A 15,710-nucleotide genomic window follows, 5' to 3' on the forward strand; every position below is an offset into this window, starting at 1 on the left:
GCGCGTTTTTTCACATCCTCGTCACGCGCTTTCGACTGGAGCTTCGTTTGAACAATCAGTGGTTTTCCAAAGTTGCCGTATGGCTCGTCATTGCCATGGTGTTGTTCACTGTGTTCAAGCAGTTCGACACCCGCGGTGGCGTCGGCTCGGGAGCAGTCAGCTACTCCGAGTTTCTCGATCAGGTTCGCAGCAACCAGATCAAGAGCGCCGTCATTCCTGAGGGCGCTGGCGGCGGCGAGATCGTTGCCGTCACCAACGACGATCGCAAGATCCGCACGACCGCCACGGTTCTGGACCGCGGCCTCGTGGGCGACCTGATCGACCACAACGTCAAGTTCGACGTCAAGCCGCGCGAAGAGGGCTCGCTCCTCATGACGCTGCTGGTCAGCTGGGGCCCGATGCTGCTGCTGATCGGCGTCTGGATCTACTTCATGCGTCAGATGCAGGGCGGCGGCAAGGGCGGGGCGTTCAGCTTCGGCAAGAGCAAGGCCCGCATGATGGACGAGAACAACAACACGGTCACCTTCGCCGACGTCGCAGGCTGCGACGAGGCCAAGGAGGAAGTCCGTGAAGTCGTCGACTTCCTGAAAGACCCGCAGCGTTTCCAGAAACTCGGCGGCCGCATTCCCCGCGGTCTGCTGCTGGTCGGCCCTCCCGGTACCGGCAAGACCCTCTTGGCCAAGTCGATCGCTGGCGAAGCCAAGGTTCCTTTCTTCTCGATTTCCGGCTCCGACTTCGTTGAAATGTTCGTCGGCGTGGGCGCTGCCCGTGTCCGCGACATGTTCGAGAACGCCAAGAAGAACGCACCTTGCATCATCTTCATCGACGAAATCGATGCGGTGGGTCGCCAGCGCGGCGCCGGCCTCGGCGGCGGCAACGACGAGCGCGAGCAAACGCTCAACCAGATGCTGGTCGAGATGGACGGTTTCGAAACCAACCTCGGCGTGATCGTGGTGGCTGCCACCAACCGTCCGGACATCCTGGACGCCGCACTGCTGCGCCCCGGCCGTTTCGACCGCCAGGTCTACGTCACGCTGCCCGACATCCGCGGCCGCGAACAGATCCTCGGCGTGCACATGCGCAAGGTCCCGCTGGGGCAGGACGTGAACCCGAGCGTGATCGCCCGTGGCACGCCCGGAATGTCCGGTGCCGACCTGGCCAACCTCTGCAATGAAGCAGCTCTCATGGCCGCCCGCCGCAATGCGCGCGTGGTCGAGATGCAGGACTTCGAGAAGGCCAAGGACAAGATCTTCATGGGCCCCGAGCGCAAGAGCATGGTCATGCCCGAGGAAGAGCGCCGCAACACGGCCTACCACGAGTCCGGCCACGCCCTCATCGGCAAGCTGCTGCCCAAGTGCGACCCGGTCCACAAGGTCACGATCATTCCGCGTGGCCGCGCCCTGGGCGTGACCATGAGCCTGCCGGCACAAGACCGCTACAGCTACGACCGCGAATACATGCTCAACCAGATCAGCATGCTGTTCGGTGGCCGCATTGCCGAAGAAGTGTTCATGCACCAGATGACCACCGGCGCCAGCAACGACTTCGAACGCGCGACCTCCATCGCCCGCGACATGGTCACCCGCTACGGCATGACCGATGCGCTGGGCCCGATGGTCTACGCCGAGAACGAAGGCGAAGTGTTCCTGGGCCGCTCGGTCACCAAGACCACGAACATGAGCGAGCAGACCATGGAAAAGGTCGACGGCGAAGTGCGCCGCATCATCGACGAGCAGTACGCCCTGGCGCGCAACCTGATCGAAGCGAACAGCGACAAGATGCATGCGATGGCCAAGGCGCTGCTCGAATGGGAAACCATCGATTCCGAGCAGCTCGACGACATCATGGCCGGCCGCGCTCCGCGTCCGCCCAAGGACTGGACGCCGCGGACCCCTCCTTCGGGCAGCGGCGGCAGTGGCGGCACGCCGGCGGTCAATACCGACCCGGCGCCGACCGCCGCTTGAGGTGGGCTTGAAATCAAGCGACAACGGGGCCTCTGGCCCCGTTTTCCATGGTGAGCTGCATGGTGCGGTCTGGCAGACCTCCCGTTTCAGGATCGACCTCGCGCAACCGCGCGTGATGGGCATCGTCAACGTCACGCCCGATTCCTTCTCCGATGGCGGGGCACACGCCTCCACCGAGACCGCGCTGCGCCATTGCGAGCAGTTGCTGAAGGAGGGCGCCGACATCCTCGACATCGGCGGTGAATCCACGCGCCCGGGCAGTCCGGCCGTGCCGCTCGACGCCGAACTGGCGCGCGTGCTGCCGGTGGTGCGCGAGGCGGTGAAGCTGAACGTGCCGCTCTCCATCGACACCTACAAGCCCGAGGTCATGCGCGCCGTGCTCGACCTGGGCGCAGACATCGTCAACGACATCTGGGCGCTGCGCCAGCCGGGCGCGCGCGAAGCTGTTGCGGCATACCCGTCGTGCGGCATCTGCCTGATGCACATGCACCGCGATCCGCAGACCATGCAGGCCGTGCCCATGCAGGGCGACGTGATTCCCGAGGTGCTGTCGTTCTGGGCCGCGCAGCTGGCGCAGCTTCACGCGCTGCAGATCGACCCGTCGCGCATCACGCTCGACCCGGGCGTTGGCTTCGGCAAGACCGTGGCTCAGAATTTCGCCCTGCTGGGTCGGCAGCGCGAGCTGCTCGGCGCCGGCTACCCGCTGCTCCTGGGCTGGTCGCGCAAGTCGTCGATCGGTGCCGTCACAGGCATCGAGGCAACGGGTGAGCGCATCGTGCCCAGCGTCGCGGCCGCGGTGCTGGCCGTGGACCGCGGCGCCGCGATCGTGCGCGTGCACGATGTGCGCGACACGGTGGCCGCCCTCGCGGTGTGGCGCGCGATGAAAGCCACAGCACCACAAGCACAAACACAACAAACAAAAGAGGAATCCGCATGACCCGCAAATACTTCGGCACCGACGGCATCCGCGGCACGGTCGGCCAGGCACCCATCACACCCGACTTCGTGCTGCGCCTCGCGCATGCCGTGGGCCGCGTGCTCAAGAAGACCGAATCCCGCCCCCGCGTGCTGATCGGCAAGGACACGCGCATTTCGGGCTACATGCTCGAATCGGCGCTCGAATCCGGCTTCAATTCGGCCGGCGTCGACGTGGTGCTGCTGGGCCCGCTGCCTACGCCCGGCGTGGCGTACCTCACGCGTGCCCAGCGCGCGAGCCTTGGCGTAGTGATCAGCGCCAGCCACAACGCCTTTCCCGACAACGGCATCAAGTTCTTCAGCGCGCAAGGCACCAAGCTCGACGATGCATGGGAGCTGGCCGTCGAAGCTGCACTGGAAGAAGCGCCGGTGTGGGTGGACTCCGTCAACCTCGGCAAGGCCCGCCGTCTCGACGATGCGTCCGGCCGCTACATCGAGTTCTGCAAGAGCACCTTCTCGAATGACCTGACGCTGAAGAACATGAAGCTCGTGGTCGATGGCGCGCACGGCGCGGCCTACCAGGTGGCGCCCAACGTGTTCCATGAGTTGGGCGCGGAAGTCACCAGCATCGGCTGTGCGCCCGACGGGCTCAACATCAACAAGGGCTTCGGCGCGACCCATCCCGAGGCGCTGGTCGCCGCGGTGATCGCGCAGAAAGCCGACTACGGCATTGCGCTCGACGGCGACGCCGACCGCCTGCAACTGGTCGATGCCAGCGGCCGCCTGTTCAACGGCGACGAACTGCTCTACTTGATGGTGACGGAGCGCATCGCGCGCGGCGAGAAGCCGGCGGGTGTGGTCGGCACGCTGATGACCAACAAGGCGGTGGAAGTCGCGCTGCGCGGGCAGGGCATCGAGTTCGTGCGGGCCAAGGTGGGCGACCGCTACGTGCTCGAAGAGCTCGACAAGCGCGGCTGGCTCCTGGGCGGCGAGGGTTCGGGCCACCTGCTGGCGCTCGACCGCCACACCACCGGCGACGGCATCGTCAGCGCGCTGCAGGTGCTGCAGGCTTGCGTGCGCAGCGGCAAGACGGTGGCGCAGCTGCTCGAAGGCGTCACGCTGTTCCCGCAGACGCTGATCAACGTGCGCCTCTTACCCGGTCAGAACTGGAAGGACAACAAGGCGCTGGCCAGCGAAACGCAGCGCATCGAGGCCGAACTGGGCGATGGCGGCCGCGTGCTGATCCGGGCGAGCGGCACCGAGCCGCTGGTGCGCGTGATGGTCGAGGCGCGCGACGCCAAGCAATCCAGGTCGTGTGCAGAGCGCCTTGCAGCGACGCTGGAGTCGACGCAGTGAGCATTGAAACCCTGATCGCGGACTACCGCGATGCCGCGCAGGCTGCAGCACTGGTCGACCTGCTCGACACCTACGCCCGCGATCCGGCCGGTGGCGGCACACCGCTCGATGCCGCCGTGCGCGAGGGCTTGCCGGCGGCGCTGGCGGCGCGTCCCCAGGCCTTCAGCGTGCTGGCCTTCCATGGCGACACGCCCGTGGGCTTGGTCAACTGCATCGAAGGCTTCTCGACCTTCGCCTGCAAGCCGTTGGTCAACGTGCATGACGTGGTCGTGCTGCCCAGCCATCGCGGCCAGCGCGTCGCGCAGCAGATGTTCGCCCGGGTGGAAGAAGAGGCGCGCAAGCGAGGCGCCTGCAAGCTCACGCTCGAAGTGCTTTCGGGCAACGCACCGGCGCTGCGCGCCTATGAGCGCGAGGGATTCATCGGCTACCAGCTCGACCCGGCCTTTGGGCACGCGGTCTTTCTTCAGAAAAAGCTCTGAAAAAGAAAAGGGCCGAGGCGAATTGATCGCCGTCGGCCCTCACCCCAACCCTCTCCCCGCGGGGAGAGGGAGCAAGACAGATCAGAAGCGCGTGACGGGCGCCTCGGCTTCGGTCTTGTTGGGCGCGTACTTGCCCAGCTCCCACTTGGCGATCGCATTGCGGTGCACTTCGTCCGGGCCGTCCGCGAAGCGCAGCGTGCGCGCGCCGGCATAGGCGTAGGCGAGCGGGAAGTCGTCGCACATGCCGCCGCCGCCGTGGACCTGCATGGCCCAATCGATCACCTGGCAGGCCATGCTGGGCGCGACCACCTTGATCATCGCGATTTCGTTCTTCGCGACCTTGTTGCCGGCCACGTCCATCAGCCAGGCGGCCTTGAGCGTGAGCAGGCGGGCCATGTCGATCTTGCAGCGCGCTTCGGCGATGCGTTCCTGCGTCACGGTCTGCGAGGCCACGGTCTTGCCGAAAGCCACGCGCGAGGAGGCGCGCTTGCACATCAATTCGAGCGCGCGCTCGGCCAGGCCGATCAGGCGCATGCAGTGGTGGATGCGTCCCGGGCCAAGGCGGCCTTGCGCGATTTCGAAGCCACGGCCTTCGCCGAGCAGGATGTTGTCGACAGGCACGCGCACGTTCTCGAAGTACATCTCGACGTGGCCGTGCGGCGCATCGTCATAGCCCATCACGTTCAGCGGACGCACGATGCGGATGCCCTTGGCATCGGCCGGCACGATCACCATGCTCTGCTGCGAATGGCGCGGTGCGTCCGGATCGCTCTTGCCCATGGTGATGAAGACGGCGCAGCGCGGATCGGCCGCGCCCGAAATCCACCACTTGTGGCCGTTGATCACGTACTCGTCGCCTTCGCGCGTGATGCGGGTCGAGATGTTGGTCGCGTCGCTCGAGGCGACATCGGGTTCGGTCATCGCGAAGGCCGAGCGGATCTGGCCTTCGAGCAGCGGCTTGAGCCAGCGCGCCTTGATGGCTTCGGAGCCGTAGCGGGCGATGGTTTCCATGTTGCCGGTGTCCGGCGCGGAGCAATTGAAGGCTTCCGATGCCCATGGCACGTGGCCCATGATTTCGGCCAGCGGTGCGTATTCCTGGTTGGTGAGGCCCGCGCCTTCGTAGCCCGAGGCGGCAGCGCTGTCGACCGGCAGGAACAGGTTCCACAGGCCCTGGGACTTGGCCTTCTCCTTGACCTTCTCGACGGTCTTCAGCGCAGTCCAGCGCTTGCCCGCGGCCGTGTTGGCGGCCAGCTCGGCGGAATACTCGGCTTCGGCCGGGTAGATGTGCGCGTCCATGAAGTCGCTGACGCGCTTCTGCAGTTCCTTGGTCTTGGCCGAATATTCGAAATCCATGCTGTCTCCTGGTGGGGGTGATTGGGCGGAGGGGAGGGCCCGGTTACGCCTTTTGGGCGAATTGCCAGGCCATCTCGGCCATCGGTCTCGCGCCGCGCGCTGATGCCACGGCTTGCTCGCTCGATGCAGTACCGGCCTCGACCCGCTTCGCGATGCCCTGCAGGATTGCAGCCATGCGGAACAGGTTGTAGGCCTGATAGAAATTCCAGTCGGGTGCCAGCGCCTCGGGCGTGCTGATGCGCGTGCGCTCGCAGTACCGGCGGATGTATTCGCTCTCGGTGGGGATGCCCAGCGCAGCCACGTCCACGCCGCCGATGCCGCGGCCGGTGGAGGGAGGCATGTGCCACGACATGCAGTGGTAGCTGAAGTCCGCCAGCGGATGGCCCAGCGTGGAGAGCTCCCAGTCGAGCACCGCGATGATCCGTGGCTCGGTGGCGTGGAACATCACGTTGTCGAGGCGATAGTCGCCATGGACGATCGAGACCTTGCTCTCGTCGCGCGCGCTTGCCGGCATGTGGGCGGGGAACCAGTCGATCAGGCGCTCCATGGCGTCGATCGGCTGCGACAGTTCGCCGGTGCCATCGGCCGAGGCCTTGTACTGTTTGCTCCAGCGGCCGATCTGGCGCTCGAAGTAGTTGCCGGGTTTGCCATAGTCGGCCAGGCCCCGAGCGGAGAAGTCGACCGTGTGCAGCGCCGCGATGACGCGGTTCATCTCGTCGTAGTAGGCCGCGCGCTCGGCGTTGCTGAAGCCGGGCAGCGACTGGTCCCAGAGCACGCGGCCCTGCATGAACTCCATCACGTAGAAGGCGCGGCCGATGACGGACTCGTCTACACAGAGGCAGTGCATGCGCGGCACGGGCACGTCGGTGCCCTGCAGGCCGCTCATGACCTTGAATTCGCGCTCCACCGCGTGGGCCGAGGGCAGCAGCTTGGCGACCGGGCCGGGCTTGGCGCGCATCACGTAGCTTTGCGACGGCGTGACGAGCTTGTAGGTCGGGTTCGACTGGCCGCCCTTGAACATCTCGACGGTCAGCGGGCCCTTGAAGCCTTCGAGGTTCTTCTCGAGCCAGGCGGCGAGCACCTCGATGTCGAAGGCGTGCTGCTGCGACACCGCGCGGGTGCCGACAAAGTTGGAGAAGTCCTGGCTCATGTCAGATATCCGCTTCCGAGATGCGCCTCAAAGCCGCACGGTCGAGGACCACAAGGCCGCCCGGCTCGATCCGGATGCTGCCCTCGCGTTCCATGGTCTTGAGTTCCTGGTTGACCCGCTGGCGCGATGCGCCGAGCAGTTGCGCCAACTCTTCCTGCGCCAGTTGCAGGCCGATGCGCATCTGGCTGCCGTCGTCCAGGTTGGGCACGCCGTAGCTGCGCACGAGGTGAATCAGCTGCTTGGCCAGCCGTGCACGCAAGGGCAGAGTGTTGAGGTCTTCCACCAGTCCGAACAGCGTGCGGATGCGGCGTGCCTGCAGCCGCATCAGCGCTTCGTACAGCTCCACATGCGCGGCCAGGATCTTCTGGAAATCGGCGCGCGCCACGCAGAGGATCGTGCTGTCGCCATGCGCATAAGCGTCGTGCGTGCGCCGGTCCCCGTCGAACATCGCCACGTCGCCGAACCAGATGCCCGGCTCCACGTACGTCAGCGTCACCTGCTTGCCCGAGACGGCCGTCGAGCTGACCCGCACTGCGCCCTTGGCGCAGGCAATCCAGTGTTCGGGTGGGTCGCCGCGTGCGGCGATCAGGTCGCCGTCTTTGTAGCGTTTGACGAAAGCGCATCGGAGGATGTCGTGCCGTAGCGATGGAGATAAGGAAGAAAACCAGCGACCACTGTTGATCGCTTCACGTTCTTCGATGGTAAGAATGGGGTCGTCCATTGGTCTGTCCTCTCGGCGACTGAAAAGCTGGGGGGTGTCACGGGAGCGACGCCGGAAGGCGCTACTCGTACTGCGGCGGTTTCTTCTCGAGGAACGCGGCGATGCCGATGCCCGCGTTCGCATGGTGCAGGTTGCGCACGAAGTGATCGCGCTCCTGCGTGAGTTGCGCGGCCAGCGTGGCGCCGCGTGCTTCGCTCAGCAGTTCCTTGATGCTGGCGAGCGAGTTGGGCGCGCGTGCGTTGAGCTTCTTCGCCAGCGCCAGGGCACCTGCGAGCGCCTGTCCGTTCTCGGTGAGTTCGTTCACGAGGCCGGCTGCATGCAGGCGCGGTGCGGCGATGCGCTCGCCGTTCATGAGCCATTCGCTGGCGAGCTGCCGCGGCAGCTGCTGCCCGAGGTGCCAACTGAGGCCCCCGTCCGGCGACAGCGCCACGTTGCTGTACGAGGCCGCAAACACCGCATCGCGCGCCGCCACCACGAAATCGCAGGCGAGGGCGAGCGAGAAGCCCGCTCCGGCCGCGGCACCCTCGACGGCCGCGATGATCGGCTTGGGAAAGGTACGGATCGAGTCGATCCAGTTGTGCAGGCCCTCGATGCTCTCGGCCTGCACCGATCGGTCGAGCTCGCGGTTGGCGAGAAGGCGCTGCAGCGAGCCGCCGGCGCAGAACCATGCGCCTTCGCCCACGATGACGACGCTGCGGATCTCGCTGCTGCTCTCGGCGCCGTTGAGCGCTTCGATGCCCGCGGCATAGATCTCGGGGCCCAGCGCATTGCGCTGGGTGGGGTTGGCGATCGTCAGCACCATGGTGCTGCCTTCGCTGGTGCTCTTGAGTTCGGCGGTCATCGCTGTGTCGCGTTTCCAGTCGGTTGGTTGTCTGTTTATTCTTCTTCGTGCAGGAGGCTCAGGCCCAGCGCGCCGCGGCGGCGCAGCCACGGGCTCGGGCGATAGCGCGGGTCGCCGTAGACCGTCTGCAGGTTGAACAGCACTTCGAGCATGTTGGTCGGGCCGTAGAGGTTGCCCATAGCGAGCGGGCCGCGCGGATAGCCGAGGCCCAGCTGCACCGCGGTTTCGAGGTCTGCCGGCGAGCACACGCGTTGCTGGCACATGTCGGTGGCGATGTTGACGATGGTGCCGATCACGCGTTGCGTGACGAAGCCGCCGCTGTCGCGGATCACGCTCACCGCCTTGCCGTCGCGTGCGAAGAGGGCGTGCGCGGCATCGCGGATGTCGCGGCGCGTGGCCGGGTTGGTGGCGAGCACGCGGCGCTTGGTGGCGGCGTCGTCGATCAGCATGTCGATGCCGACGGTGCGCGTGGCGTCCAGGCGCTCGACGGCTGCAACGGTGGTCACGTCGAAGCCCAAGGGGGCCACGAGGATCAGCGAATGCGGCGCGGCGGTGGCGCCGCTGTCGATCTGCGCGCCCAGCGTGTTGATCAGGCGCAGCAGTTCAGCACGGCGTGCAGCGCGGGGCGAGACCCAGACCGAGGGCGTGCCGTCGACAACGGGTGGCGGCGCCTCGGGCGTCTGCTGCATCACGCCATCGGTGTAGCGGTAGAAGCCTTCGTTGGTCTTGCGGCCGAGCGCGCCGGCTGCGAGGCGCTGCGCCGTGATCACGCTCGGGCGGAATCGCGGCTCCTCGAAGTACTGGTGATAGATCGACTCCATCACCGGGTGAGACACGTCGAGCGCGGTCAGGTCCAGCAGCTCGAACGGACCGAGGCGAAAGCCCGCCTGGTCTTTCAGGATGCGGTCGATGGTCACGAAGTCGGTCACGCCTTCGCCGACGATGCGCAGCGCCTCTGTGCCGTAGCCGCGGCCCGCGTGGTTGACGATGAAGCCGGGCGTGTCCTGCGCCTGCACCGCGCTGTGGCCCATCTGCACCGCGTAGCCGGCCAGCTGCTTGCAGATTTCGGGTGCGGTCTTGAAGCCCGCCACCACCTCGACCACCTTCATCAGCGGCACGGGGTTGAAGAAGTGAAAGCCCGCAAAGCGCTCCGGATGCGCGAGCCCGGCCGCGATGGCCGTCACCGAAAGGGACGAGGTGTTGGTGACCAGCGTGGCCGTCGGGGCCACCACGGTCTCGATCTCGCGGAACAGCTTGCGCTTGACCTCGAGGTCTTCGATCACGGCCTCGATCACGAGGTCGCAGCCGGCGAGGGCCTGGATCGAATCGACGGCCTGCACGCGCGCGATCTGCGCATCGCGGGCTGCGGCGTCGAGCTTGCCCTTTTCGTGCAGCTTGTTCCATTGGGCGATGAGGGCTTCACGTCCGCGTTCGGCGGCACCTGCAAAGCTGTCCAGAAGCAGCACTTCGCTGCCGGCCTGTGCGGCGATCTGCGCGATCCCGCGACCCATGGCGCCGGCGCCGATGAGCCCGATCCGTTGGTAGTTCACTGTCATTTGATGGAGATTTTCGCTGGTTGAGTGGTGTGGGGGCCTGACGCGCAGGTGCTGGCCGGAGAGCGGCTGGCGGGCGTCGGCAGATTCCGATTTTGCAATCCCGCGCGGGCGATGCGTCCCGGGTCTTACGCGGGGCCGCGTTTTTCAGGCCGGACGGCGGCTGCGGTCGATGGCCACGCTGAGGCCGATGGCGAGCAGCAGCAGCGCAAGGCCGACCCGGCTCATCCACAGCGCGGCATCGTTTGCCAATAGCCAGCCGCCGAGGCCTGCGCCGACAGCCTGGCCGATGTAGATACCCGAACTGTTGAGCGCCACGGAGCCCGGCGCGAGCGCCGGTGCCAGCCCCACCAGCCGCGCCTGCTGGGCCGAATTGGTGGCAAAGCAGCCCAGGCCCCAGGGCACGATCACCACGGCCAGCCAGGCGAGCGTGCTCGCGAACGGCCACAGGAACAGGCTCAGCGCGATCAGCGAACTCGTCAGCAGCACCATGCGGCCGGCGCCGATGCGGTCGATGTAGCGGCTGACCACCATGTTGCCGATCAGCCCGAAGGCGCCGAACAGCGCCCACATCAGGCTCAGCGTGTTGGCATCTGCGCCGAAGCTCTGCTTGAGGATGGGGCCGAAGTAGCTGAACAGCACGAACTGCCCCGAGCCCTGCAGTGCCGTGACCGACACGATCCCCATCAGCACCGGGCTGCGCAGCACGCGCGACCACGCCGCAGCCGTGAGCGCGGCGGGCCGGATGCCGGTGGGCAGCGTGAGCCAGATCGAGGCGGCGCTCACGATGCTGAGCATCGCGATGGCCATGAAGGCCATGCGCCAGCCGAGGTGGCCGCCGATCAGCGCTCCGATGGGCAAGCCCAGCACCGAGGCCATCGACCAGCCGAGAAAGACGAAGGTGACGGCCCGCCCGCGGTGTTCCGGCGGCACCAGCATGCCGGCGCAGGCCGCGGCCTGCGGCGTGAAGATCGCCGGCGCGATCACCGTGAGCATGCGGACCGGCAGTAGGGCGGCGAAGCTCGGCATGAGCGTGCAGAGGGCGTGTCCGGCGGCATACCAGAGGAGCGTGAGGGCCAGGAGCTGGCGGCGGTCCCAGCCCGCGACCAGGGCGGCCAGGAGCGGCGCGCCGAGGCACATCACGATCGCGGCCGCTGTGATCAGCTGACCGGCTGTCGCAGCGGTGACAGCAAGCGAAGCGCTGATCTCGTTGAGCGTGCCAGGCACCACCATCACGCCGGTGCCGATCACGAAATTGCCAGCCAGCAGCGCCCAGAGCGCGCCCCGGGGCGCAGGCTGGCTCATTGAATGACCTGCGCCTTCGGCTGCGGTATTCGCCTTGGGGCGGCCCGGCGGCTCATGAGCTCACCGGCGAACCTGCAAGGCGCCGGGATTCACGATGTTGGTGGGATTGCCCTTGATGAAGCTCACGACGTTGTCGAAAGCCTGGCCGAAGTAGCTCTCGTAGCTGTCCTGCTCCACATAGCCGATGTGCGGCGTGCAGATGCAGTTCTCGAGGCGCAGCAGCGCGTGGCCCTGCAGCGGCGGTTCGCTCTCGAACACGTCGATGGCCGCGAGGCCCGGGCGTCCGCGATTGAGCGCGGCGAGCAGCGCGTCGGCCTCGACCAGTTCGGCGCGGGAGGTGTTCACGAAGAGCGCCGTCGGCTTCATGCGCGACAGGTCTTCGAGCGTGACGAGGCCGTTGGTCTCCTCGTTGAGCCGCAGGTGCACCGACAGCACATCGGCCGCGGCAAAGAACTCGTGGCGGTTCTGCGCGACCTGGAAGCCATCGGAGCGCGCCTTGGCGCAGCTTGCCTCGCGGCCCCAGATCACCACCTGCATGCCGAAGGCCTGTCCGTAACGCGCGACCAGCTGGCCGATGCGGCCATAGCCCCAGATGCAGAGCGTCTTGCCCTTGAGCACCGAGCCGAGTCCGAAATTGGGCGGCATCGAGGCCGACTTGAGGCCCGATTGCTGCCACGCTCCGTGCTTGAGGTTGCTGATGTACTGCGGAAGCCGGCGCATGGCCGCCATGATGAGCGCCCAAGTGAGTTCGGCAGGCGCTTGAGGAGAGCCAGTGCCCTCGGCCACCGCCACACCGCGCTCGGTACAGGCATTGACATCGATATGGCCACCGACCCGCCCGGTCTGCGAAATGAGCTTGAGCTTGGGCAGTTTTTCGATCAGCTGCCGCGAGATCTGGGAGCGCTCGCGGATCAGCACGATCACGTCGGCGTCCTTGAGGCGAACCGACAGTTGCCCGATGCCCTTGACCGTGTTGGTGTAGACCTTGGCCGCGTACGCGTCCAGCTTGGCGGCGCAGCGCAGCTTGCGCACGGCGTCCTGGTAATCGTCGAGGATCACAATGTTCATGGCGTGCCATTGTGCCTCGCAGCATTGGGATGTCGCGCCGGTGAACGTTTGGATACCCACCCCGGAAGCGCTTCTGGAGCGGTTCGCCGGGGAAATGCCTCAGTGCAGGTGGGCGGAGCGGGGAGCCGAGCCCAGGGTCTCCGCCGCCTCGAGCGCTGCCAGCCGGTCGAGCTCTGCGCAGACATCGGCCATGCGGCCCGAGATCACCATGCGGCTGCGGTCCTTGCTTTTCCCGTCGATCACGCGAACCACGCGGAGCGGGCGTGCTGGGGCGGCGGCAGTTGCCGTCGGTGCAGGCGAGCCTGCGGTGCGTGTGGTGCAGGCGGGGCGCACCGCCACGTAGCGCAGTCCGGCGGTGGTGTCGCCGCTGTCCCGATGACGGGTGCGGCGGGCAGGCATCAGGCGGCTTGCAAGCGATTGCAGCGGCATCCAGAAATCAGCGATGGCGAGGAGGGCGATTCCCATGTGAACTCCAAAAAAGTCTGAGGTTGAACACAGGCAGGATTTCTTGAATCGGCCGCGACAGGGTGATGGCGACTTCGCGCCATACGCCCGCCACCTGTTGCGGCCGGATGGGGTGCTGCTGCAAGCAGGCCGCGAGGCCTACATCAGCATGGTGTTGCGGATGAGGCCGACCGCGAGGCCTTCGATTTCGAAAGGCTCGCCGGGCTGGACGATGATGGTCGGGTAGTCGGGGTTCTCGGCGTGCAGCTCGATCACCTGCTTGTTGCGCTTCAGGCGCTTGACGGTGACTTCGTCACCCAGGCGCGCGACCACGATCTGGCCGTTGCGCGCTTCCTTGGTGGCCTGCACGGCGAGCAGGTCGCCGTCCATGATGCCGGCGTCGCGCATCGACATACCGCGCACCTTGAGCAGGTAGTCGGGTTGGCGCTGGAAGAGCGTGTTCTCGACGTAGTAGGTCTGGTCGACATGCTCTTGCGCCAGGATGGGCGAGCCTGCCGCGACACGACCGATGAGCGGCAGCGCCAGCTGCGCCATGCCGGGCAGCGAAAGCGAGAACTGGCCGCCTTCGCGATGGCGTGTTTCGTTGAGTGAGCGCAGTGCATCGCCCTTGAGCCGGATGCCGCGCGAGGTGCCGCTGACGAGTTCGATGACGCCCTTGCGCGCCAACGCCTGCAGGTGCTCTTCGGCGGCGTTGGCCGACTTGAACCCCAGCTCGTTGGCGATTTCGGCGCGCGTGGGTGGGGCACCAGTGCGCGCGATGGCGCTCTGGATCAAGTCGAGGATCTGCTGCTGGCGGGCGGTAAGCTTCACGGCGAACTGCATATGTGGTTCCTTGCGGCACTGGCTAGATATCCAGTACCTGTATTTTTAACCAGTTTTTGAAAGTTGACAAGTCATGGCCCATTCCCCGTTGCCTGAAGTGCGTCGCGTGGTGGTTCTGGGCACCGGCGGAACCATCGCCGGAAAGGCCTCCAGCAGCGGCGACAACATCGGCTACACCGCCGGGCAAGTGGACGTGGCGGACCTGCTGGGCGGCATCGAGGCGCCCGAGGGCATCGCGTTGCTGGCGGAGCAGGTGGCGCAGGTCGACAGCAAGGACATGGCGTTCGACATCTGGCAGAAACTCGCACAGCGTTGCGTGCATTGGCTGGCGCAGCCCGATGTGGCGGGCGTGGTGATCACCCACGGCACCGACACGCTCGAGGAGACGGCTTTCTTCCTTCACTCGGTGCTGGCGCCGGCGAAACCCGTGGTGCTGACCTGCGCGATGCGCCCGGCCACGGCGCTTTCGCCGGATGGCCCGCAGAACGTGCGGGATGCCATCGCGGTTGCGACCACGGTGGGCGCGCAGGGCGTGATGGCGGTGTGTGCCGGCATGGTCCACAGCGGGGTGGATGTGCAGAAGGTGCATACCTATCGGCTCGATGCCTTCGCGTCCGGCGATGCAGGGCCGATCGGCTATGTGGAAGAAGGCGCGGTGCGGCGCGTGAGGGAGTGGCCGGCTGCACCGTCAAACCAGTCGTCGAAGGCGCTGAACACGTCAGGGCCTTGGCCGAGGGTCGAGATCGTCATGAGCCATGCCGGCGCGAGCGGTGCGATCGTCGATGCGCTCGTCCGGGAGGGTGCGGAGGAACCTGTCCGCGGACTGGTCCTGGCCACCACCGGCAATGGCACCGTGCACTATGCGCTGGAAGCGGCCGCGCTCAAGGCGCAGGACGCCGGCATTGCGGTGCTGCGCGCGACGCGCTGCAGCAGCGGCCGCATCCTGCCGAGGGCCGACGACCGGCTGCGTGACGCAGGCGCGCTCACGCCCGTGAAGGCGCGCATTGCGCTGATGCTGGAACTGCTGGGGAAATAGCCGCCCTGCGAAAGGGCGGCTGGGATCAGCTGCTCAGTGCCGCCAGGGCACGTTGCGTGATTTCGTCGACCGTGCCGACGCCCTTGATGGCGCGGTACTTCGGCGCGGCGGCCGGATCGGCCTTGGCCCAGGCCGAGTAGTAGTCGACCAGCGGACGCGTCTGCTGGCTGTACACGTCGAGCCGCTTGCCGACGGTTTCTTCCTTGTCGTCTTCGCGCTGGATCAGGTCTTCGCCGGTCACGTCGTCCTTGCCTTCGATCTTGGGCGGGTTGAACTTGACGTGGTAGGTGCGGCCCGATGCCGGGTGCGAGCGGCGGCCGCTCATGCGTTCGATGATGTCGCTGAAGGGCACGTCGATCTCGAGCACGTAGTCGAGCTTGACGCCCGCGGCCTTCATGGCATCGGCCTGCGGAATGGTGCGCGGGAAACCGTCGAACAGAAAACCTTCGGCGCAGTCGGGCTGGGCGATGCGTTCTTTCACGAGGTTGATGATCAGGTCGTCGCTCACCAGTGCGCCCGCGTCCATGACGGCCTTGGCCTGCAGTCCGAGCGGGGTGCCTGCCTTGACGGCGGCGCGCAGCATGTCGCCGGTCGAGATTTGGGGGATGCCGTATTTCTGGCAGATGAAGGCCGCTTGCGTGCCTTTGCCCGCCCCGGGCGCGCCCAGCAAAATTAGTCTCAT

Annotated in this window: 15 protein-coding genes; 5 read left to right on the forward strand and 10 right to left on the reverse strand. The window is 66.5% G+C overall.

Annotated features, from left to right (window positions below):
- The first annotated feature begins 47 nt into the window (after window positions 1-47).
- From ftsH to ACSFA7_RS05650, 4 genes are all read left to right on the forward strand, one after another.
- The gene (gene ftsH / locus ACSFA7_RS05635) at window positions 48-1,964 is read left to right on the forward strand and encodes an ATP-dependent zinc metalloprotease FtsH (RefSeq protein ID WP_435498458.1); all 1,917 of its coding nucleotides are present in this window, start codon (window positions 48-50) and stop codon (window positions 1,962-1,964) included.
- Between the two features lie 115 nt (window positions 1,965-2,079).
- Entirely contained in the window at window positions 2,080-2,901 is an 822-nt protein-coding gene (gene folP, locus ACSFA7_RS05640; protein ID WP_435498896.1) for a dihydropteroate synthase, read from the forward strand.
- Entirely contained in the window at window positions 2,898-4,235 is a 1,338-nt protein-coding gene (glmM, locus tag ACSFA7_RS05645) for a phosphoglucosamine mutase (protein ID WP_435498459.1), read from the forward strand. Before folP ends, glmM begins: the two co-directional genes overlap by 4 nt.
- Window positions 4,232-4,714 carry a GNAT family N-acetyltransferase gene (locus ACSFA7_RS05650; protein ID WP_435498460.1) on the forward strand — a complete coding sequence of 161 codons (483 nt, stop codon included), beginning with the start codon at window positions 4,232-4,234 and terminating at the stop codon, window positions 4,712-4,714. Before glmM ends, ACSFA7_RS05650 begins: the two co-directional genes overlap by 4 nt.
- Window positions 4,715-4,795: 81 nt before the next feature.
- On the opposite strand, the gene ACSFA7_RS05655 is transcribed toward ACSFA7_RS05650, so the two are convergent.
- The 9 genes from ACSFA7_RS05655 to lexA form a co-directional block, all read right to left on the reverse strand.
- Window positions 4,796-6,067: an acyl-CoA dehydrogenase family protein gene (locus ACSFA7_RS05655; protein ID WP_435498461.1), complete on the reverse strand. Its 1,272-nt coding sequence runs from the start codon at window positions 6,065-6,067 to the stop codon at window positions 4,796-4,798.
- Between the two features lie 43 nt (window positions 6,068-6,110).
- Window positions 6,111-7,217, reverse strand: a complete 1,107-nt coding sequence (locus ACSFA7_RS05660; protein WP_435498462.1) for a phosphotransferase — start codon at window positions 7,215-7,217, stop codon at window positions 6,111-6,113.
- Window position 7,218: 1 nt separating this feature from the next.
- The gene (locus ACSFA7_RS05665; protein WP_206179042.1) at window positions 7,219-7,938 is read right to left on the reverse strand and encodes a Crp/Fnr family transcriptional regulator; all 720 of its coding nucleotides are present in this window, start codon (window positions 7,936-7,938) and stop codon (window positions 7,219-7,221) included.
- Between the two features lie 61 nt (window positions 7,939-7,999).
- A complete protein-coding gene (locus ACSFA7_RS05670; RefSeq protein ID WP_435498463.1) occupies window positions 8,000-8,779 on the reverse strand; it encodes an oxepin-CoA hydrolase, alternative type in 780 nt (259 codons plus the stop codon).
- Between the two features lie 35 nt (window positions 8,780-8,814).
- The gene (locus tag ACSFA7_RS05675) at window positions 8,815-10,335 is read right to left on the reverse strand and encodes a 3-hydroxyacyl-CoA dehydrogenase (protein ID WP_435498464.1); all 1,521 of its coding nucleotides are present in this window, start codon (window positions 10,333-10,335) and stop codon (window positions 8,815-8,817) included.
- Between the two features lie 144 nt (window positions 10,336-10,479).
- Entirely contained in the window at window positions 10,480-11,637 is a 1,158-nt protein-coding gene (locus ACSFA7_RS05680; RefSeq protein WP_435498465.1) for an MFS transporter, read from the reverse strand.
- A 60-nt stretch (window positions 11,638-11,697) separates the two neighbouring features.
- Window positions 11,698-12,705, reverse strand: coding sequence for a D-2-hydroxyacid dehydrogenase family protein (locus tag ACSFA7_RS05685; protein ID WP_206179046.1), 1,008 nt, complete (start codon window positions 12,703-12,705; stop codon window positions 11,698-11,700).
- Window positions 12,706-12,804: 99 nt separating this feature from the next.
- On the reverse strand, window positions 12,805-13,170 hold the full coding sequence (locus tag ACSFA7_RS05690; RefSeq protein WP_435498466.1) for a hypothetical protein: 366 nt from the start codon (window positions 13,168-13,170) through the stop codon (window positions 12,805-12,807).
- A 138-nt stretch (window positions 13,171-13,308) separates the two neighbouring features.
- Window positions 13,309-13,992, reverse strand: coding sequence for a transcriptional repressor LexA (gene lexA, locus ACSFA7_RS05695; RefSeq protein WP_013541704.1), 684 nt, complete (start codon window positions 13,990-13,992; stop codon window positions 13,309-13,311).
- A 73-nt stretch (window positions 13,993-14,065) separates the two neighbouring features.
- Between lexA and ACSFA7_RS05700 the strand changes: the two genes are divergently transcribed.
- Window positions 14,066-15,028, forward strand: coding sequence for an asparaginase (locus ACSFA7_RS05700; RefSeq protein ID WP_435498467.1), 963 nt, complete (start codon window positions 14,066-14,068; stop codon window positions 15,026-15,028).
- Window positions 15,029-15,053: 25 nt separating this feature from the next.
- Here the strand turns inward: ACSFA7_RS05700 and adk are convergent, their stop codons facing one another.
- Window positions 15,054-15,710, reverse strand: a complete 657-nt coding sequence (gene adk / locus ACSFA7_RS05705) for an adenylate kinase (protein ID WP_206179049.1) — start codon at window positions 15,708-15,710, stop codon at window positions 15,054-15,056.

It is taken from the genome of Variovorax trehalosi (assembly GCF_051216415.1).
GTDB lineage: Bacteria > Pseudomonadota > Gammaproteobacteria > Burkholderiales > Burkholderiaceae_C > Variovorax.

Bases quoted from the DNA above. Each gene is read 5' to 3' on its own strand.
- folP (WP_435498896.1), top strand. From the start codon at position 2,080: ATGGGCATCGTCAACGTCACGCCCGATTCCTTCTCCGATGGCGGGGCA.
- glmM (WP_435498459.1), top strand. From the start codon at position 2,898: ATGACCCGCAAATACTTCGGCACCGACGGCATCCGCGGCACGGTCGGC.
- ACSFA7_RS05655 (WP_435498461.1), bottom strand. From the start codon at position 6,067: ATGGATTTCGAATATTCGGCCAAGACCAAGGAACTGCAGAAGCGCGTC.
- ACSFA7_RS05660 (WP_435498462.1), bottom strand. From the start codon at position 7,217: ATGAGCCAGGACTTCTCCAACTTTGTCGGCACCCGCGCGGTGTCGCAG.
- ACSFA7_RS05665 (WP_206179042.1), bottom strand. From the start codon at position 7,938: ATGGACGACCCCATTCTTACCATCGAAGAACGTGAAGCGATCAACAGT.
- ACSFA7_RS05670 (WP_435498463.1), bottom strand. From the start codon at position 8,779: ATGACCGCCGAACTCAAGAGCACCAGCGAAGGCAGCACCATGGTGCTG.
- ACSFA7_RS05675 (WP_435498464.1), bottom strand. From the start codon at position 10,335: ATGACAGTGAACTACCAACGGATCGGGCTCATCGGCGCCGGCGCCATG.
- ACSFA7_RS05680 (WP_435498465.1), bottom strand. From the start codon at position 11,637: ATGAGCCAGCCTGCGCCCCGGGGCGCGCTCTGGGCGCTGCTGGCTGGC.
- ACSFA7_RS05685 (WP_206179046.1), bottom strand. From the start codon at position 12,705: ATGAACATTGTGATCCTCGACGATTACCAGGACGCCGTGCGCAAGCTG.
- ACSFA7_RS05690 (WP_435498466.1), bottom strand. From the start codon at position 13,170: ATGGGAATCGCCCTCCTCGCCATCGCTGATTTCTGGATGCCGCTGCAA.
- lexA (WP_013541704.1), bottom strand. From the start codon at position 13,992: ATGCAGTTCGCCGTGAAGCTTACCGCCCGCCAGCAGCAGATCCTCGAC.
- ACSFA7_RS05700 (WP_435498467.1), top strand. From the start codon at position 14,066: ATGGCCCATTCCCCGTTGCCTGAAGTGCGTCGCGTGGTGGTTCTGGGC.
- adk (WP_206179049.1), bottom strand. From the start codon at position 15,710: ATGAGACTAATTTTGCTGGGCGCGCCCGGGGCGGGCAAAGGCACGCAA.